18 protein-coding genes are annotated in these 18975 nt (G+C 63.1%); 12 read left to right on the plus strand and 6 right to left on the minus strand.

Features of this window, described 5'->3' with window-relative positions; all coding sequences use genetic code 11:
• Positions 1–7 precede the first annotated feature (7 nt).
• Positions 8–1456: a cytochrome-c peroxidase gene (locus PQR67_RS23440; RefSeq protein WP_408464542.1), complete on the minus strand. Its 1449-nt coding sequence runs from the start codon at positions 1454–1456 to the stop codon at positions 8–10.
• Between the two features lie 211 nt (positions 1457–1667).
• Positions 1668–3470, minus strand: a complete 1803-nt coding sequence (locus PQR67_RS23445) for a phospholipase C (protein ID WP_408464544.1) — start codon at positions 3468–3470, stop codon at positions 1668–1670.
• A 377-nt stretch (positions 3471–3847) separates the two neighbouring features.
• On the opposite strand from PQR67_RS23445, the gene PQR67_RS23450 reads away from it, so the two are divergent.
• The 7 genes from PQR67_RS23450 (at position 3848) to PQR67_RS23480 (ending at position 9014) form a co-directional block, all read left to right on the plus strand.
• Positions 3848–4168, plus strand: coding sequence for a hypothetical protein (locus PQR67_RS23450; protein WP_408464546.1), 321 nt, complete (start codon positions 3848–3850; stop codon positions 4166–4168).
• 275 nt (positions 4169–4443) lie between these two features.
• Complete coding sequence (locus tag PQR67_RS23455) at positions 4444–5004, plus strand: RNA polymerase sigma factor (protein ID WP_408464548.1); 561 nt, start codon at positions 4444–4446, stop codon at positions 5002–5004.
• Complete coding sequence (locus PQR67_RS23460; RefSeq protein WP_408464550.1) at positions 5001–5420, plus strand: hypothetical protein; 420 nt, start codon at positions 5001–5003, stop codon at positions 5418–5420. The genes PQR67_RS23455 and PQR67_RS23460 overlap by 4 nt, the downstream gene beginning before the upstream one ends.
• Positions 5417–5995 (plus strand): periplasmic heavy metal sensor, encoded by a 579-nt coding sequence (locus tag PQR67_RS23465; RefSeq protein ID WP_408464552.1) that lies wholly within the window; start codon positions 5417–5419, stop codon positions 5993–5995. The genes PQR67_RS23460 and PQR67_RS23465 overlap by 4 nt, the downstream gene beginning before the upstream one ends.
• Positions 5996–6069: 74 nt before the next feature.
• Entirely contained in the window at positions 6070–7620 is a 1551-nt protein-coding gene (locus PQR67_RS23470; protein WP_408464554.1) for a DUF1800 domain-containing protein, read from the plus strand.
• 5 nt (positions 7621–7625) lie between these two features.
• Positions 7626–8774 carry a DUF1501 domain-containing protein gene (locus PQR67_RS23475; protein WP_408464556.1) on the plus strand — a complete coding sequence of 383 codons (1149 nt, stop codon included), beginning with the start codon at positions 7626–7628 and terminating at the stop codon, positions 8772–8774.
• A 24-nt stretch (positions 8775–8798) separates the two neighbouring features.
• Positions 8799–9014, plus strand: a complete 216-nt coding sequence (locus PQR67_RS23480; protein WP_408464558.1) for a YXWGXW repeat-containing protein — start codon at positions 8799–8801, stop codon at positions 9012–9014.
• On the opposite strand, the gene PQR67_RS23485 is transcribed toward PQR67_RS23480, so the two are convergent.
• The gene (locus PQR67_RS23485) at positions 8978–9526 is read right to left on the minus strand and encodes a flavin reductase (protein ID WP_408464560.1); all 549 of its coding nucleotides are present in this window, start codon (positions 9524–9526) and stop codon (positions 8978–8980) included. The genes PQR67_RS23480 and PQR67_RS23485 overlap by 37 nt on opposite strands.
• The gene (locus tag PQR67_RS23490) at positions 9519–10892 is read right to left on the minus strand and encodes an LLM class flavin-dependent oxidoreductase (RefSeq protein ID WP_408464562.1); all 1374 of its coding nucleotides are present in this window, start codon (positions 10890–10892) and stop codon (positions 9519–9521) included. Before PQR67_RS23490 ends, PQR67_RS23485 begins: the two co-directional genes overlap by 8 nt.
• Positions 10893–11086: 194 nt before the next feature.
• Between PQR67_RS23490 and PQR67_RS23495 the strand changes: the two genes are divergently transcribed.
• A complete protein-coding gene (locus PQR67_RS23495; protein ID WP_408464564.1) occupies positions 11087–11656 on the plus strand; it encodes a helix-turn-helix domain-containing protein in 570 nt (189 codons plus the stop codon).
• 139 nt (positions 11657–11795) lie between these two features.
• Here the strand turns inward: PQR67_RS23495 and PQR67_RS23500 are convergent, their stop codons facing one another.
• Complete coding sequence (locus tag PQR67_RS23500; RefSeq protein ID WP_408464566.1) at positions 11796–12164, minus strand: BON domain-containing protein; 369 nt, start codon at positions 12162–12164, stop codon at positions 11796–11798.
• A 280-nt stretch (positions 12165–12444) separates the two neighbouring features.
• Between PQR67_RS23500 and PQR67_RS23505 the strand changes: the two genes are divergently transcribed.
• Together PQR67_RS23505 and PQR67_RS23510 are read left to right on the plus strand one after the other, a co-directional pair.
• Positions 12445–13704, plus strand: a complete 1260-nt coding sequence (locus PQR67_RS23505; protein WP_408464568.1) for an MFS transporter — start codon at positions 12445–12447, stop codon at positions 13702–13704.
• 177 nt (positions 13705–13881) lie between these two features.
• Entirely contained in the window at positions 13882–14700 is an 819-nt protein-coding gene (locus tag PQR67_RS23510) for an IclR family transcriptional regulator (RefSeq protein WP_408464753.1), read from the plus strand.
• A gap of 46 nt (positions 14701–14746) precedes the next feature.
• Here PQR67_RS23510 and PQR67_RS23515 read toward each other — a convergent pair whose 3' ends face one another.
• Positions 14747–16558, minus strand: coding sequence for an acyl-CoA dehydrogenase (locus PQR67_RS23515; RefSeq protein ID WP_408464570.1), 1812 nt, complete (start codon positions 16556–16558; stop codon positions 14747–14749).
• Positions 16559–16823: 265 nt separating this feature from the next.
• Here PQR67_RS23515 and PQR67_RS23520 point away from each other — a divergent pair, with 265 nt between their 5' ends.
• Together PQR67_RS23520 and PQR67_RS23525 are read left to right on the plus strand one after the other, a co-directional pair.
• Positions 16824–17597, plus strand: coding sequence for an SDR family oxidoreductase (locus PQR67_RS23520; protein ID WP_408464572.1), 774 nt, complete (start codon positions 16824–16826; stop codon positions 17595–17597).
• A 97-nt stretch (positions 17598–17694) separates the two neighbouring features.
• Positions 17695–18921: an acyl-CoA dehydrogenase family protein gene (locus PQR67_RS23525; protein ID WP_408464574.1), complete on the plus strand. Its 1227-nt coding sequence runs from the start codon at positions 17695–17697 to the stop codon at positions 18919–18921.
• Positions 18922–18975: the final 54 nt, after the last annotated feature.

Raw genomic sequence — 18975 nt, forward strand, 5'->3', positions numbered from 1 at the left:
CGAGAGATCAGGAACCGGCCTTATACCCGTCACTCAGCGTTTTCATAAACGCGATGATGTCCTGAATATCCTGATCCGTCATGGCCGGCTGATCGCCGAACTTGCGATCGAACGGCGCGTCGGCGACGTCGACATTGGCGTGATACTGCGGCGGCAGATCGTTGTACTTCCGCACCTTGCCCGAAGCATCGCGCGGATAGATCTTCTCGGGCGCCGTATTACGCAGGTTGTAGAAGTCCATGACCTGCTTGAGGTCGTGATAAACGCCGTTATGGAAGTACACCTTGCGCTCGGCAACATTGCGCAGGGTCGGCGTGAGGAACATCCCGCAGTACTGCGTCTCCTTCTTCATGTCGTCGCGGAACGGCCCGCACACGCCCATATCGAAGAACTTCGGATCCTTGTTGACCGGAATGGCCGGATTGCGCGGCACGCCAAGCGCCTCGTACTGTGTATCGGTAAACACCGGCGGCAGGCCATCCTTGCTGGGCTGACTCAAGTGGCAACCGGCGCAGTTCGCCTTGTCCTTGTCGTTGAACAACTGCAAGCCGTGCAACTCGGCATGCGTGAGTCGCGCTTTACCTTCGAGCCAGTAGTCGTACTTGCTGGTAAAGGCATGAAACGACTGATCCTCGGTCTGATACCGTCCCACTGCGAACATGGCTTCCGAGATCAGCAGGCTCGGATTGCTGACGATGCCCGGTCCGAAGATCTGTTTGAACTGATCCAGATACTTCGTTTGCAGCAGCTTGTGCGCGACGTCTTCTTCTGTCGCATTGGCCATCTCCACCGGATTCATCAGCGGACCGAGCGCCTGGATTTGCAGCGTATCGGCGCGGCCGTCCCAGAACAGTCCGCCTTGCGGCACCATTGCCGGAGCGGCAGGGGCGGCAAGCGCTGTCTTCTGCGCGCGCTGCACGCCGGCCGCCTGTGAGGCCAGTTGCGTCATATCCACCGGCACGTCGGTATCGCCCTGATCCGGTCCGATGCTGAACGGCGCCTGGCGGTACAGATACGCCAGCGACGGCGGCGGCCGGTAGCCGGCCTGATTCATGTGCGCGCCGCCGAGTTGCACCGGGAATGCGTTATCCGGTGCGTACGAATGCTGTGGCGAGTGGCACGACGCACACGACTGCGTACCCGAGGCCGATAGCGACGCGTCGAAGAAAATCTGTTTGCCGAGCAGCGCAACCGCGCTCAGCGGAGCGTCTTGCGGACGCATCAATTGAACCGGATGAGGATTCGCGCCGGTGATTTCTTCGACGATCGCGCCGACGGCGGGCGGCATCCGTTCCGGATAGACGAGCGCGTACGCGCAAACCACGACGAGCGCAAACACGATACCGGCAGCGCTCCACGCGAGCAGCTTGAGCCACGAGCGACGGGTAATGACGGGACCCGGCTCACCGCCGGCAGGCAGGTGCGAGGGCAGGACGGCGTCTGAAGGATGATTCATGGCGGTGGTGACAAGTAATTCGATCAGGTGCGATCAAAAAGCAAATCGAGCCAGTACGTTTGCACTGGCTCGACGCCTAACTACAGCTTGGTGTGTTTCATACCCTGGCGGCACCGCGCTTCATACCGTCATGCACGAACAGCACGCGTGCATGACGTGACAGCAAACTCGCTGGAAGCGCACCACCGCAAGGGCAATTCACGCATGCCGCTCAGCTCGCCGGCGGCGCCGACAGCTTGATACCCAGGTTCTGATCCAGATACACCGTCGGATTGTTGCCGGAGCCCGAGAAGTTGAACATGTTCATGATGCTGCCTGCCGTTGCATCGAACGAACCGTTGCCAAGGCGTTGACTGCCGAGCCAGTTGTCCTCGATGAACCTGACCACGGAAGCCTGCGTGATCGGCGTATCGTCGACGAAGTTGACCTTCGCCCACGGCGACACCACGATAAACGGCGTACGCGTACCCGGGCCGCAACGGCCGTTCACCGCGCCGCCATTCACGCCCAGCGGCTGAGCCGCGCCCGTTGCCGTGCACTGACCCGTGCCGCTCAGGTTGTCCGTGCCCGCCACCGTCACGCCGCCCGCGGATTGCGCCGTGGTCGAATCGAACGACGAGTTCTTCGGCGCCATGAAGCGGTGATCGTACCAACCGTCCGAATCGTCGTAGGCGATGATCACGGCGGTGTTCTTCCAGTCAGGCTGTTGCTGCAGGAAGTTGATCACCTTCGTGACGAAAGCCTGCTCGTCGATCGGGTCCGAGTTGCCCGGGTGGCCATCGCTGATCGCCGGCGCCTTCAGGAAGCTCACCGACGGATAGTTGCCCGCCTTCACCGCCGCGAAGAAGTCGTCGGTATCGTACTGGTGGTGAACCGGCGTTGCGGTGTTGTCGAGCGGGTCGGTCGAGCCGATCGCTGCCGTCGACGACGGACGCGTGTGCGCGAGGTTGGCCGTGGTCGGGTAGTACTGGAACCAGTTGTGATGCTGCGTGTAGTCGGTCTTGGTCGCGTTCAGCACTTGCGAGAAGGTCGAGCGTGCGCAACCGGTCGTGCCGTTGGCGTTGGTGGTCGTCAGATTGAAGCCGCCCATGAAGCCGCCCCACGTGAGACCCTTCGCGCTGAGCAGGTCGCCGATGTTCTTGTTGTTCGACGACATCGCGGCCGTCACCGTGCTGCCCGCCGCGATCGTGCAGGCGTCGCCGGTCGGATCCAGATCGCCGACCAGCGTGAAGCCGCCGGCCGAATCCGGAATCGCGTTGGCCGAGGTTCCGCCCGTCACCACCACACCGTTGTTCTGGCCCGACACCACTTCAATTGCGCCAGGCGTCGACGGACCGTACGTGTCCGTGTACGCGTTCTGGTTCATCGCGAAGTTCTGGGCGTAGTTCCACATCGCCGTGACCGTGTTGCCGTCGAAGTAGCCGAGCACCTGGCCCTTCGTGGCGAACGCGCCGGTGCTGCCGGCAATCGTCGAACCCGATGCGGTGAACAGGGGGAACGAGTCCATCGCGCCGTTGTTATACGCAAGCTGTTCCGCGGCATAGGCGTGGTTCTGGCTCGACGTATTGGCTTGCGAACGATCGAGACGGAACGGCAGCAGGTCGGCGGCGGGCAGGCCGAGGCCCGCAACGTTTACCGCGCCGACCGTGCGGCCGGCCGTGTTCGGCGAGCTCGACAGCGAGTTCGGGTTCGCGGTGATCAGGTTGTTGCTGGCGAGGTTGTTGACCGTCGGCGTGCCCGCGGCTGCCGCGAATTGCGGTTCGCCGACCGGGTTGGACGCTTGCGGGTAGGTCGCGAAGTAGTGATCGAACGAGACGTTCTCGCCGAAGATCACCACGACGTGTTTGATCGGCGTAGCCGTCGTAACGGCATCCTGCGCCGACACCGTTGCTGCCGGTGTCGATGCGGGAGCCGGCGCGGACGCCGACGCCGGCGAGTTCACGTTGTTGCTTCCGCATGCAGCGAGCGCAAGCATCGCGGCAAACGGGATGGGTAAGAGGGTTCTACGGAACATGTGACTGGCTCCAGATTCGACTTCGCCGTTCAGCGTTTCCAGTGATGCACGTGTGGATGTTCGCTGGGGATATTGTTAGAAAGTTAGAAATACAGCTGAGACGTCTTACCGCTAGAAACAGCGCGCATTGAAACATCGGCTGATTAAGATTTGAGGGCGCGAACATTACGTTGCCTATCAGTTGCCATTCATTTGAATAACTTTCACTGTCGTTCTACTTTCTATAAACCGCAAACTGAAGGCAGCGCTGCCGGTCACGGCTCGCATGCGTCGTTGCGTTTCTTTCAGTGCAAATCAAAACGACGGATTTCTCCGGCTCTCGCGTTCAAGAAGAAACGCAGCCGTATCTGGCTTCGGCACTTAGGGGAGAAATCAGCATGACATCCACCAAACCGGTCCGCCTTCTGACTTCCGTGCTCGCTGCGGCGATCACGTGCGCCGCGGCGCTGACGGCCGCGCCCGCTTTCGCGCAGGCGGTGATCATCGCGCCAATGGCGCCGCCGCCGCCGCGTGTCGAAGTGATGCCGGCACCGCGCGCCGGCTACGTCTGGGATCAGGGCCGCTGGCGTTGGAGCCACGGCCGCTATGTGTGGGTGCCGGGCCATTGGCAGCCGGTTCGTGTCGGCTATCGCTGGGTGCCGGGGCATTGGGTGCAGCGCGGCCCGAACTGGCGCTGGGTCGAAGGGCATTGGGCCTGAACGCTGAGCGCCGTGACGCGGTTCCTTGCGCGGCGGCGCGCTTTATCACTCGACCGGACAGGTTGCCATGAAAACGCTTGTGATCATTTTGCTGGCGGCCACGCTCGCCGGCTGTGTCGTCTATCCAGCACGTCCGGCCTACTATCGACCGGCGGTCGTCGTATATTGATCGCAATGCACCCTGCAATCCGTCCGGTGCGCGCCGTTCGAAGCGGCGCGCGCATTACCAGTCGATCCGCGCTCCGCATCCCGCGCGCGCTGTGGAGCCGCATGCCTTGAGTGAACGCGATCCCGATGCGGAACTGCTGGCGGGGGTTGCCAGGCAAGATCCGGCAGCCGTCCGCTCGCTCGTCGCGCGCAAGTTGCCGCGTCTGCTCGCGCTCGCCACGCGCATGCTGGGCGACCGCATGGAAGCGGAAGACGTGGCGCAGGAGGTCTTCGTGCGGATCTGGAAGCAGGCCCCGCGCTGGCGGGAAGGCGAGGCGAAGGTCGACACGTGGGTGCATCGCGTGGCGCTCAATCTTTGCTATGACCGCTTGCGCGGCCGCCGCGAAGTCCCTGACGACGACTTGCCCGACACAATCGATCCCGCCGCATTACCCGACGCTGCCCTCGAAGCACGCGCCCAGGACGAGCGCGTTCGCGAGGCGCTCGCCGCATTGCCGGCACGACAGCGCGAGGCACTCGTGCTCAATTACTACCAGGAGATGTCGAACATCGACGCTGCCGCCCTGATGGGCATCACGGTCGATGCGTTGGAAAGTCTGCTGGCACGTGCGCGCCGCAATCTGCGCGCCCAACTGGCCGGCAGCGGCCTTAGCAAGGACAAGTCATGACGCCCGAAAGATTCCATCAGATCGTCGAAGCCTACGGTGCCGATCCGCGCCGCTGGCCGCAACAGGAACGCGCAGCGGGACAGGCCTGGGCTGCCGCGCATCGTGCCGAGGCCGATGCGGCGCTGGCGGCCGCGGCCGGCATCGATGCGTGGCTGGCGGCCGACAAGGTCGATCCGCCTGGCGCGGCGTTGCAGCAGCGCGTCATCGGCAGCGCGCCGGTACGGCGGCCCAGTGCGCCGCGCCGGCGGTTGTGGTGGTCGGGCGCGGCGGTGGCGGGGGTCGGGCTGCTGGGCGGCGTGGCCGGCGCGTTTGCGGTGTCGTTCTTTGCGTTGACGTGGACGGCGCCGCCCGTGCACGAGTCTTCTTATTTAACTTCGAGTTTCGGTGGTTCATCCGCCGATTGGAGCGGCGAATGAACGGCCGGTCATGGAAAATCGTACTGGTGGCTTCGCTGGTGCTCAACGTGTTCCTGGTGGGTGCGATTGTCGGTGGTGCTTATCAATGGTTCGCGGCGCATGGCGCGATGACCCCGGCGCAGGCCCAGGCGCAAGCACAGGCGCAGCAGCGTACGGCGTTGCGCTTTGCCGCCGAAACGCTGTCGGCCGAACGTCAGAAGTCCTTTCTCGACGGCTTGAAGAAGGCGCGCCGCGAGGGCCACGAGTTTGCGCGTGATGGCCGCGAAGGGCGTCACGAAGTGTTGCGCCTGCTCGCCGCGCCACAGTTCGATCGCGCGGCGCTGGATGCCGCGCTGGCCCGCACGCGTGAAGCCGACAGCAGCTTGCGCGCACAAGTGGAGGGCAGTGTGGCGGACTTTGCGGCCACGCTGTCGCCCGAGGAGCGTGTCGAATTCGCCGACAGTCTGAAGCTGCGGGGCCAGTGGCGTGAGCCACAGCCGGCCGCCAATGCGAAAAAACCGCCGCAACCCGCCGCGTCTGTGCCGAGCGCGAGTGATGCTTCGAATGCAACGCCGGGTGCAGCTTCGGGGGGATGAAAATTTATGGACGAGCGCGACGGAATTCATCGTCGCCCTCGTTTAAAGAAATATCCAACGCCGAAGAGGACGGTATGTCTACCTCACCGAATATGAATGCCGCGGCGATTGCATTGAACCGCTTCGGCCTTGGCGCGCGTGTCGACGACACGCCGCCTGCCGACCCGAAAGCGTGGCTGCTCGCGCAGTTCGAGCAGTATCAGCCGCGGCCCGCCGCGTGGGCGAGCCAGCCTGACTCGGTGACGCTGTCCACCGAACTGGTACAGCAGCGCATGGAACTCAACCAGCTGATCCGGCAGAACCCGCAGAACGTCGGCGCAGGCGCGGCCGCTAGTCAGACGAATGCGCAGGCCAATACTCAGGCCAACACGCCAACCACTGGACAAGCTGCAACCGAAACCACCGCCCAAACTGCTAAGCAAGCCGAACGAAAAGCACTGCGCGGCGAGATCGGCGCGATGTACCGTGCTTCGGTGAACGCGCGTGTCGCAAGCGCGCTGACCACGCAGACGCCTTTCGTCGAAAGGCTGGTCCATTTCTGGGCGAACCACTTCGCGGTATCCACGGAGAAACCCGGCGTCGCGGCACTGGCTGGTTCATTCGAAGCGGAAGCGATTCGCCCGCACGTGCTCGGCCGTTTCGAAGACATGCTAGTCGCGGTCGAGCGTCATCCGGCCATGCAGTTGTTCCTCGACCAGACGCGCTCAGTCGGACCGGACAGCATGGCGGCCATGCGCGCCGCTGAACGCAATCCGAACGTCAAACGCGGGTTGAATGAGAATCTCGCGCGCGAAATCATGGAGCTGCATACGCTCGGCGTGCGCAGCGGCTATACCCAGGACGACGTCACCGAATTCGCCCGCGCGCTGACCGGCTGGAGTCTCGCCGGCAATCCAGGCAATCCTGGCAATGCCGGCAATGGCGGCAATCCGGGCCGCCTGGGTGGGCAGCCGAACGCGGCCCCGGGCACCTTCGTGTTTCGCGTGGCGTTGCACGAGCCGGGCTCGAGAACCATCATGGGCCGCCGCTATGACCAGCCGGGCGAAGCGCAGGCGTTGGCGATCCTGCACGACCTCGCGAGCTCGCCTGCGACGGCGCAGCACATCGGCGGCAAGCTCGCCCGTCACTTCGTCGCGGACAATCCACCGCCTGAAGTGAGCGAGCGCCTGGCGAACGCGTTCGAGCGCAGCGGCGGCGATCTGCCGACCGTGTACCGGACGCTGATCGACATGCCGCAGGCGTGGTCGCCGGTCGCCGTGAAGTTCAAGACGCCGTGGGAATGGACCATTTCTTCGATGCGCGGGCTCGGCTGGCAGGACCTCGGCAACCTGCAGACCGCCCCCATCCTGACGCAACTCGGCCAGCCGGTATGGCGTCCGGGTTCGCCCGCCGGTTACGACGACATTGCCGCGAGCTGGGCGGCTCCCGATGCGCTCATACGCCGGGTCGATGTCGCGCAGCGCTTCGCGTCGCGTGTCGGCGACCGGCTCGATGCGCGCGCGCTTGGCCAGACCTTGCTGGCCGGCTCGCTCAGCGCGCCGACCGCCACCGCGGTGTCGCGCGCCGATAGCGCGTCGACGGCGATCGCGCTACTGCTGGTCTCGCCGGATTTTCAACGGAGATGAATGCCATGCTTTCACGCCGCAAGTTTTTGAGCATTGCCGCAGCAGGCGCGGGCGCGATTCTCGTGTCGCCGCAGATCGCTTTCGCCAGCGTCGCGACCGATCGCCGTTTCGTGTTCGTGATCCAGCGCGGCGCGGCCGACGGCCTGAACATCGTCGTGCCGTACGCCGAACCCGCTTATTCGACGCTGCGCGGTGCGCTCGCGATCGATACCAGCAACGCCGTCAAGCTCGACGGCACGTTCGCGCTGCATCCCGCGCTCGCGCAGACCGCCGCGATGTACGCGAATCATCAGGCGCTGTTTGTTCACGCGGTGGCGTCGCCGTATCGCGACCGCTCGCACTTCGACGGGCAGAACGTGCTGGAGACCGGCGGTACGTCGCCGTATCAGATGAAGGACGGCTGGCTGAACCGGCTCGTCGCATCGATGCCCACCACACGCGAGAATGCGATCGCCTTCGCGCCGACCGTGCCGATGGCGCTGCGCGGCAAGGCCGCGGTGACGTCGTACGCGCCCTCGGGGTTGCCGGCGGCGCCTGACGATCTGCTGATGCGGGTCTCGCAACTGTACGACCAGGATGCGCAATTGCGCCCGCTCTGGGAATCGGCCATGACCGCGCGCGGGCTCGCGGGCGACGCCGGTGCGCGCCAGGACCCGGCGAGCCTCGGCAAGCTTGCCGCGGGCTTTCTGTCACGCGACGACGGTCCGCGTATCGCGATGATCGAAACCGGCGGCTGGGACACGCATACGGCGCAGAACGCGCGTCTTGCCAATCAGTTGAAAGCGCTCGACACGATGCTCGCGGCGTTGCGCGACGGTATGGGTCCGTTGTGGAACAAGACCACCGTGGTGGTGGCAACCGAGTTCGGCAGAACCGCCGCCGCCAATGGCACCGGCGGCACGGATCATGGCACCGGGTCGGTCGCGATGGTGCTGGGCGGATCGGTAGCGGGCGGACGCGTGCTGGCCGACTGGCCCGGCCTGAAGCCTGGCGACCTTTACGAAGCGCGCGATCTCAAGCCGACCATGTCATTGGACGCGTTGATCGCCGGCGTTGCGAGCGAAAGTCTCGGACTCGATCCGCAGCGTACGGCCGGCACACTGTTTGGCGAGGTCGCTGGAATACGGCCAACTACAGGACTCGTGCGTGCATAACATCAAAATTACCAGGGAGAGCAAATGAAAACCAGATCAACTATCCGTGCCGTATCGCTTGCAGGTCTATGTGCTGCCTTGTTGTCGGCATGCGTTGTCGAACCCGCGCGGCCACCGCAACCCGAGCCGCTTGTCGAGGTTGTGCCGGCCGCACCGGCGCCGGGTTATCACTGGGTGAAGGGCCACTATCGCTGGGAAGGCAATCACTGGGCGTGGGTACCGGGACACTGGGCAGGCTGAGCGGGCTGAGTAGGTGTTGGAGGCGCGGACCGCGTGCCGACCCGATGATAATGGCGGCCGTAATAGATCAGCGCATCGCCGCCGACGTGCGTGTGCACGGCTTTGACCGCGCAAAAGAACACCGTATGCGTGCCGACTTCGGTGACTGATTCGATCTCGCAGTCGAGCGAGGCAAGCGCGCCAGGCAGAACGGGCGCGCCTGTCACGAGCGTATTCCATTGCGCGGCGGCAAAGCGCTCGCTCATGGGCCGCGAGCCCGTGGCGAACTGCGCTGCAAGGGCTTGCTGATCCGCGCTCAGTACGTTGACGCAGAGCGCGCCGTTAGCGCGGAAGGCCGCGTTGTTGCGACTGCCGCGATTGATGCAGACGAGCAGGGTAGGCGGCTCGTCGGTGACTCCGCACACCGCCGAGGCTGTGCAGCCGGCAAGACCTGCGGCGCCGTCGCTGCTGATGATATTCACGGCGGCGCCAAGGCCGGCCATTGCGTCGCGGAAGGTGTGCTTGTCAAGCATGGTGAGCGGCGCCTCCCCGGAACCGGGCCGCCGTGTGGCTGGGGGGCAGACGCGCGTGCCCGAACAGTTTTTCGCGCAACGTGCCGTCGCGATACGCGTGCTTATAGGCGCCGCGTTCCTGCAGAATCGGCACCACCAGTGCGATGAAATCGTCGAAGCATTCCGGCGCGACCGTGCGCGAGAGATTGAAACCGTCCACACCGGTTTCTTCGGTCCATCCGATGAGTTCGTCCGCGATGCGCTCCGCAGAGCCGACGAGCGGCGCCTGACGGCTGCCGAGCACCATCTGGTCGAGCAGTTTGCGTTTGGTCCATTGCGGGCCGGCGGCGCGCGTCATGGCTTCGACGTTGGACACGATGGCCTGGCTCTTGCCGGTTTCGATGGGTTCGTCGAGGTCGTAGCGCGCGAAGTCGATACCGAGCGACGCCGCCGCATGCACGAGCGCGGCCTCGGAGCTCACATAACGCCGGTACTCGGCGTATTTCTCCTGCGCCTCGCGATCCGTGCGGCCCGTGATGACGGTTTGCCCGAGCAGAACCTTGATGTCGTTCGCATCGCGTCCGCGTGCTACGGCGTGCGCGCGGATGTCGTCGACAATGGCTTTCACGGCGGGTTTCGCCTGGCCATTGACGAACACGCACTCCGCGTGCGCCGCGGCGAACTGTTTGCCACGCGCCGACGAACCCGCCTGATAGAGCACCGGCGTGCGCTGCGGCGACGGTTCGCTCAGATGCATGGCGTCCACCTGATACTGCTTGCCGTGATGATGAATCACGTGGACTTTCGACGCGTCAGCGTAGAGGCCTTGCGTTTTGTCACGCAGCACCGCGCCGTCTTCCCAACTGCATTCCCACAGTTTGTAGACGAGTTCCATATATTCGTCGGCGAGATCGTAGCGATCGTCGTGGGCCATTTGCCCGGCGAGACCGATCGCGCGTGACGCGCTGTCCAGATAGCCCGTCACGATGTTCCAGCCGACCCGGCCGCGCGTCAGATGGTCGAGCGTCGACATGCGCCGCGCGAACAGATAGGGCTGCTCGACCGTGAGATTGGACGTGACGCCGAACGACAGGTGACGCGTCACGGCGGCCATGGCTGGAATCAGCAGCGTCGGGTCGTTCACCGGCACCTGCACCGCACCGCGAATCGCCGCCTCGGGATTGCCGCCGTAGACGTCGTAGACACCGGCCACGTCCGCGAAAAAAATGCCGTCGAACAGGCCTGCCTCGAGCGAGCGGGCGTAGTCGGTCCAGTACTGGAGATCGGTATAGCGGGTGGACTGATCGCGCGGATGGGTCCACATGCCTTGCTGGATGTGGCCGACGCAGTTCATGTCAAAAGCGTTGAGAACGATTTCCTTCGGCATGGTGTCTTCCGGCTGAGGTGGACGGGATGCTTACGGTTGCAGTTCAAAAGCAGTTCAAAACAGGCGATCGGCACCGAGGCTGCACGGGAATCGTTCGTTTAATATAGTGGACGAAAAATCACTATGCAAGACATTGATTTTGACCTTTAATGAGGGCTCAACGTGACCCTCCTTTCATCGATCCCGATCCTTTCATGTCCGAATTCGCTGCTATCGATTTGACCGAGGCGATTTCTTCACGCGTGAAGACGGAGCGCGAGGCGCGCAACTGGTCGCTGAGCGAACTGGCGGAGCGCTCGGGCGTCTCGAAGGCGATGATCAGCAAGGTCGAACGGGGCGAGGCGAGTCCGACCGCGACCGTGCTCGGGCGTCTTTCGGGGGCCTTTGGCTTGACCTTGTCGACCTTGCTGGCGCTCGCCGAGCAAAGCGGCGAGCGATTGGTGCGGCGAGCCATGCAGCCGGTGTGGCAGGACCCTGAAACGGGTTATACACGGCGGCGGATTTCGCCTCCTACCGGCGGGGTGCTCGAGTTGCTGGAGATCGAATTACCCGTGGGCGTGCGGGTGCCTTATCCGCCGGACGCTTTTGCGTTTCAGCATCAGCAGATCTGGGTGACGAGAGGGGTCCTGACTTTTCGTGAAGGCCGGCAGGTGCATCTGCTTGCAGAAGGGGATTGCCTGCAGCTTGGCGCGCCGCTTGATTGTGAGTTCTTCAATGGCGGGAACACAGCGTGCCGCTATGTCGTCGGCCTGGTTCGACGATGACGGTTTCAAATGCCAGGACAGATCGGGACGACAGGCACCGCCGCAGATTGGCGCTTGCGGCGCTACCCATCGCAACCTGTCGTCATTGATCAAGCGTGAATCAAGCGTGAATCAAGTGTGAATCAAACGCGAGGCGCGATCAGCCCCCACCGCCGCCCTGCGTGCCGAGCGTCAGTTTGTTGCTCACCGACTTCACACCGGCAACACCCTTGGCCACGTCCTCTGCCTGCGAGATCTGCCCGCTGTCGGGCACCGTTCCAGTCAACGTCACCGCGCCGCCACGCGCGCGGACAAACACGTTCGACACATCAAAACCCTGCGCTTTCGCCAAAGCCTTGCGCACGTCCAGACCTAACTTGCGGTCTACTTTCTTGACGCTTTTCGGATTGGCGCCTGGCGCCGCCATGCTGCCCGACGCCATGGCATCGCTCGACTGGGCGTAGGCGCTGGACACAGTCGCCACACACAATGCGATGCCGAGTGCCTTCAATAGATTGACTGTTTTCACGTTTTCTCCATTCCTCGAAAAGTTGATGTCGCATCGTTGCATGCAAAAAACTACGCGCGTGCAAGCACTTTTCCGCCTGCACTGAGCCGCCTGTCTTGTAGAAGAGTGACGTTGTGACGCTCCCAGCGCGCTTAAACAATACTCCAGCAAACGCGTGAATGTTGAAAAAACTGATCGGGCCAGTCGTTGCCGGCCACGCGTCGCCGACCGTCCGACCCCGGCCGCCCGGCGCGGGATTCGCCTATCATGGCGGCTTCGATCATCAAAAGGCGCGGCGCAGATGTCTGATGGCGTACAGCAACAACTCCATGAACCACCCACGGATGTAACGGCATCGCCGGTCGATTACGGCCTATGGGCATTGACCTTCAGCTACGTGCTCAGCCAGTTTTTCCGCAGCTATATCGCCGTGATCTCCACCCAGTTGATCGGCGATTTCCATTTCTCGCCGCAAATGTTCGGCTGGTTCGCGGGTTCGTTCTTTCTCGTGTTCGCGCTCGCGCAACTGCCGGTGGGCATGATGTTCGACCGCTACGGCGTGCGCGGACCCACGGCGTTTCTGATGGGCATCGGTGCCGCGTGCGCCGGCATCCTTTCGATGACGACGAGCGCAACCGTTGCGCTCGTCGCACAAGCCGGCATCGGACTGGGTTGCGCGCCCATCTTCATGGGGCTGCTCAATTACGTGCTGCGTACTGGCCACGGCACGCGCAATGTACGTGCCATCACGACAGCGAGTGCGATCGGCCTGGCCGGTGCATTGCTGGCCGCGTTTCCGCTGAGCCGGGCGACGGCCAGCTTCGGCTGGCGTCCGGTCATGGTCATCGCCGCGCTCGCCATGCTATGCGCGACGCTGGGTGTCGTGTGCTTCGTGCGCCGGCGCAATGCGGCCGAGCATGAGCGCAGCCTCGCTGCGCCGCAACACGCGGCAGTCGCAGTGAAACGGCGGACCGGTTTCTGGACCTTGATGCCGGCTTGCCTCGCGCTCTCGGTTGGCAGCACGTTTCGCACGTCCTGGGGCGGCCCCTATCTTGCCGACGTCTACGGCTTCGACGTCATCGCGCGCGGCAATGCGATGACCGTCACCAGCGTGATCGGGATCGCCGCGTCGTTTGGTATCCCGTTGGCCGTGCGATTCTGCGCGCCCAAGCTGATTTCGTTGCTGTGGCTGATCGCCGGCGTGCTGGCGGCACTCGTGCTCGCAGTCGTTCCGGACGGCAACTGGGTGCTCAGCATCGCCTTGATCTGTGTGTTGTTCTCGGTCGGCTCGATCCATCCGCTTGTGATGTCGCAAGCGCGCGCCATCATTGCGCCGCGCCGGCTCGGGCTTGGCCTGGGCCTGCTCAATAGCCTGGTTTTTCTCGGCGTGGCGCTAACCAGCAGTTGCTTCGGCTGGATCGCGGGCGCTGCGAAACGGGGGCATCTATCGAACGCGGGAACCTACTCGGCGCTGTTCGCCGTGACCGTCGTGCCGCTTGCGATTGGCGCGGCGATCTACTTTTTCAGCCCGGTGGTGGCCGCGCCGACAGAAGAGGTCTGAGCAGCGGTTTGCGTTTGTCTATAATTCGGCAGCCCGGATCACCCTCGATCCGGTCTCGGTTTGTCCTTCAGATGGTGCCGTTTCGCAGGAGCGCATTTCATTTTGAGCAAAGCCAATCACAGCCTGGTCGATAATCCGGCCACCGACCTGAACCCAGGCGACGCTGAGCTATCGCCCGTGACATCCGCCAGGACCCATTCAGTCCTCGCGAGCAGGACGGCGCACGAGGCGCACAAGGACGACCGGCATTTCGTCACCGCACTCGCGCGCGGGCTCGAGGTGCTGGCGTGTTTCCGCTCCGGCGACAAATCGCTGAGCAATCAGGAACTCGCCTTGCGTTGCAAGCTGCCGAAATCGACGGTGTCGCGTCTCACTCATACGCTCACGCTGCTCGGCTACCTGATTCATTTGAAAGAGAGCGGAAAATATCGGCTTGGTACGGCGTCGCTCGCGCTGGGCAGCGCGATGCTGGCGCGGCTCGATGTGCGCAAGATTGCCCGGCCGGTGATGCAGGAACTGGCCGAGATCGTCGGTGCAAGCGTTTCGTTGGGTACGCGCGATCGCCTCTCGATGATCTACGTGGAAAATTGCCGGGGCTCGGTTGCGCTCGCGTTGACCCTGGAAGTCGGTTCGCGTATTCCGGTCGCCACGTCTGCGATTGGCCGTGCGTGGCTTGCGGCGATTCCTGAACATGATCGTCTGAGCTTCATGGAGCAGGTGCGCGAGCTCGATCACGTGGCGTGGCCCAAAACCCGTCGCGGTATTGAGAATGCGCTTGAAGAGTACCGCACGCTCGGCGTCACGACTTCGTTCGGGGACTGGCAGAAAGACGTGAACGGCATCGCCCGCGCTTTCCAGCCGGGCGGTGAATTGCCGATCATGGCGATCAATGTTGGCGGCCCCTCGTTCAAACTCTCGAAGGAATTCCTGCTTGAAGAGGTGCGGCCACGCCTGATCGACGTAGTGACCCAGTTGGAAAGCGCGCTTTCACATTGAGGCATTGAGGCATTGAGGCACTGAGGCACTGAGCGAGCGACGGCGTTCAGAACCACTGAGGCGCCATGCTGAGCGTCGTATCGTCGAGACCGCGCAGCGTGGCAAGCATCAGCGAGACGCGCGGCAATTCCCAACGGAAGAACCACTGGCATGCATGCAGCTTGCCGCGATAGAAATCGCGGTCGGCCTGGTTCTTCGCTTCAGCTTCAGGTAAGGCGGCGCTCGCAACGATCGCCTGCCGCAACCATGTCCACGCAAGCACGATATGACCGAACGCTTCGAGAAAAGCATTCGCGTTGGCGAGTGCGCGTTCGCTTTCGCTGGCCAATGTGGGCAACAACGCTTCGACCGTACCGGTCAGTTCGCTCCATGCGTGGCTGAGTGAATCGGCGTGCGCTTGCAGCGTTGCATGCGTGCGCGCAGCGTCGATACTGCGCTGTATTTCACGCCCTAATAGCTTGAGCGACGCTCCCTGTTTCATCACAACTTTGCGGCCCAGCAGATCGAGCGCCTGGATGCCATGCGTGCCTTCGTGAATCATGTTCAGGCGGTTGTCGCGGTAGAACTGTTCGACCGGATATTCGCGCGTATAACCGTAACCGCCGTGAATCTGGATGGCGAGGCTATTCGCTTCCAGGCACCACTGCGACGGCCACGACTTGACGACCGGTGTCAGCAGATCGAGCAGCAGGCCCGCTTCGGCGCGCGTGGTGTCGCTCTCACCGGTGTTCTGTTCGTCGACGAGGCGCGCCGCATACAGGCACAGCGCGTAGGCGCCTTCCACATAGGCCTTTTGCGCGAGCAGCATACGGCGTACGTCGGCATGTTCGATCAGCGGCAATTGCGGATCGAGCGGGTTCTTGTTATCCGGGCGCCGCCCCTGAGGCCGCTCGCGCGCGTAATCGAGCGAAGCCAGATAGCCGCGATAGCCGAGCATGACCGCGCCGAGGCCGACGCCGATACGCGCCTCGTTCATCATGTGGAACATATAAGCCAAACCATGATGCGGTTCGCCCACCAGTTCGCCGATGCATTCGCCGCGTTCGCCGAACGACAGCATTGTCGACGTCGTGCCACGCCAGCCCATCTTGTGAATCAGCCCCGCGAGCGCCACGTCGTTGCGCGCCCCGAGACTGCCGTCGTCATTCACATGAAACTTCGGCACGGTGAAGAGCGAGATGCCTTTGACGCCCGGCGGCCCGCCTGGAATGCGCGCCAACACCAGGTGGACGATGTTCTCGCTCAATTCGTGATCGCCGCCTGAAATAAAGATCTTGTTGCCGCGGATCGAATAGGTGCCGTCTTCGTTGGGCGCCGCACTGGTGACGAGATCCGAGAGGCTCGAGCCGGCTTGCGGCTCGGTCAGCGCCATCGTGCCGAACGCGCGGCCTTCCAGTAATGCCTGCAGATACTTGTGCTTTTGCGCGGCACTGCCGAAACGCTCGATCACGTTCGCATTCGCGGTGGTCAGCATCGCGTACGACGAAGTGGCGATGTTGGCGCTCTTGAAGAGCGACAGGCACGCAAAGGAAATCACGGCGGGCAATTGCATGCCGCCCCATTCGTAGTCTTTACCGGCAGCCAGAAATCCCGCGGAGCGGAACGCGTCGAGCGCTTCTTTCACCTCTGCGGGCATCGTGACGCGTTGACCGTCGAACTGCGGTTCGTGTTCGTCGGAGAGGCGGTTGTGCGTGGCGAATTTTTCGACGGCGACGGCATGGGCCGTTTCGAGCGCCGCGTTGAAGGTCTCGCGGCTGTGGTCGGCGTGGCGAACGCGCTGTGTGAGCGTTTCGGCCTCGAGCACTTCGAACAGCTGGAACTCCAGATCACGCGAGTTGATGATCAGTGCATCTTGCATGGAAGAAGACCCGTCTAAAGGTGAGCCGCTATGCAGAACAACTACGCGGCAGGCGCGAAAACGCCCGCGATTGCATGGACGCGGCTCGATTGAGAAGCGCGGTATTCGGGTAAGTCCCGATGATCCGCCCATCGACGATGCGTGTCAGTTTAAATCAAAAGTGAATGAGCGTGCTTTTATTTACACGGCGGATTTCGGCACGTATGATGGTCTGAAAATATGGAACGAAAGTCTGCATTGCAGAACAACCTGGAGGAGCGGCGTAATGTCTGTGAAAGACCTGTTTCAACTGGACGGCAAGGTTGCACTGATCACCGGGGGCTCTCGCGGGCTGGGCCTGCAAATGGCCGAGGCGCTGGGAGAAATGGGCTGTCGCGTGGCGATCACCGCGCGTAAGGCCGACGAACTGGCCGAGGCGAAAACGCATCTGCAAAGCCTGGGTATCGAGGTGCAGACTCTCGTCAACGATCTGCAGCGCTTCGAGGGCATCCCCGGCCTCGTGGACGAAGTGCTCGGCGTGCATGGCCATGTCGACATTCTCGTGAACAACGCGGGCGCGACCTGGGGCGCACCGGCTGAAGACTATCCCGACGAAGCGTGGCATAAGGTAATGAACCTGAATGTCCATGCGCCGTTCTTCGTCGCGCGTGAAGTCGGCAAGCGCAGCATGATCCCGCGCCGTGCCGGCAAGATCATCAACATCGCGTCGGTGGCGGGCCTGAAGGGTTCGCCGCCCGGCATGAACACGATTGCGTACAACACATCCAAGGCCGCCGCGATCAATTTCACGCGGGCGCTCGCGGCGGAATGGGGCAAGTACAACATCAACGTCAACGCGATTTGCCCGGGTTTTTTCCCCTCGAAGATGTCGGCAGGACTGCTCGACAAACTCGAAGGCACCATCGTCTCGCGCACGCCCTTGCAGCGTCTTGGCGGCGACGAGGATCTCAAAGGCCCGGTGGTGTTCCTCGCGAGTGAAGCGTCGCGCCATATCACAGGCCAGTATTTTGCCGTGGACGGCGGCTCGATCATCGTCTGACTCATGCTCTGACTGAGCGGTTTCGAGGCGCGGCGCGAGGGTCCACGCGTGCTGCGCTCACGTACATAACGGCTTTGCATGGGACAGGAGACGCCGCATGGATTTTCAGCATTCGGACAAGGTCAGGAGTTTGCAGCAACGCCTGAACGCGTTCATGGACGAATACGTGTATCCGGCCGAAGCAGTGTTCGACGCGCAGATGGACGCCGCGCGCGAATCCGGCAACCGGTGGCAACCCGCACCGGTGATCGAGGAATTGAAACAGAAAGCCAGGGCCGTGGGTTTGTGGAACCTGTTCCTGCCCGAGTCGAAATACGGTGCGGGGCTCACCAACCTGGAATACGCGCCGCTCTGCGAAATCATGGGGCGCTCGCATATCGGCGCGGAGCCGTTCAACTGTTCGGCGCCGGACACCGGCAACATGGAAACGCTGGTGCGTTATGCCACGCCTGAGCAGCAGGAGCAATGGCTGCTACCGCTGCTCGACGGCACGATCCGCTCGGCGTTTGCGATGACGGAGCCGGAAGTGGCTTCGTCGGACGCGACCAATATCGAAGCGCGCATTGAACGCGATGGCGGCGATTACATCCTGAACGGCCGCAAATGGTGGACCTCGGGCGCGAACGATCCGCGCTGCAAGGTGCTGATCTTCATGGGCAAGTCCAATCCGGATCACACGAACCGGCATCAGCAGCAGTCGATGATTCTCGTGCCGATCGACACGCCGGGCGTGAAAGTGCTGCGCCATCTGCCCGTATTCGGCTATGACGACGCGCCGCACGGCCACGCCGAGATCGCCTTCGAAAACGTGCGCGTGCCGGCCGGCAACATGCTGCTCGGCGAGGGGCGCGGCTTCGAAATCGCGCAAGGGCGGCTCGGACCGGGCCGCATCCATCACTGTATGCGCCTGATCGGGCGTGCCGAACGCGCGCTCGAGGCGATGTGCCGCCGCTCCCTCGAACGCGTAGCGTTTGGCCGGCCGATTGCCGATCAGGGCGTGACACGTGAACGGATCGCGAACGCCCGCATCATGATCGACCAGACCCGTTTTCTGGTGCTGAACGCGGCGTACAAAATGGATACGGTCGGCAACAAGGACGCGCGTCAGGAAATCGCCATGATCAAGGTGGCCGCGCCGAGCATGGCGTGCCAGGTGATCGACTGGGCCATGCAGGTCCACGGCGGCGGCGCGGTCAGCGACGACTTCGGCCTCGCGCGCGCGTACGCGAGTTCGCGCACGCTGCGTTTCGCGGATGGACCCGACGAGGTGCATCGTAACGCCATCGCGAAGATGGAGCTCGGGCGCCACCTCGGGCGCTTATGAAGCCGCCGGCACGGCTGATTTCACGGATTCATCAGTTGGCCGCGTCCGTCACGC

Origin of the sequence: Paraburkholderia fungorum, from assembly GCF_046026025.1 — a bacterium.
GTDB classification, from domain to species: domain Bacteria; phylum Pseudomonadota; class Gammaproteobacteria; order Burkholderiales; family Burkholderiaceae; genus Paraburkholderia; species Paraburkholderia fungorum_E.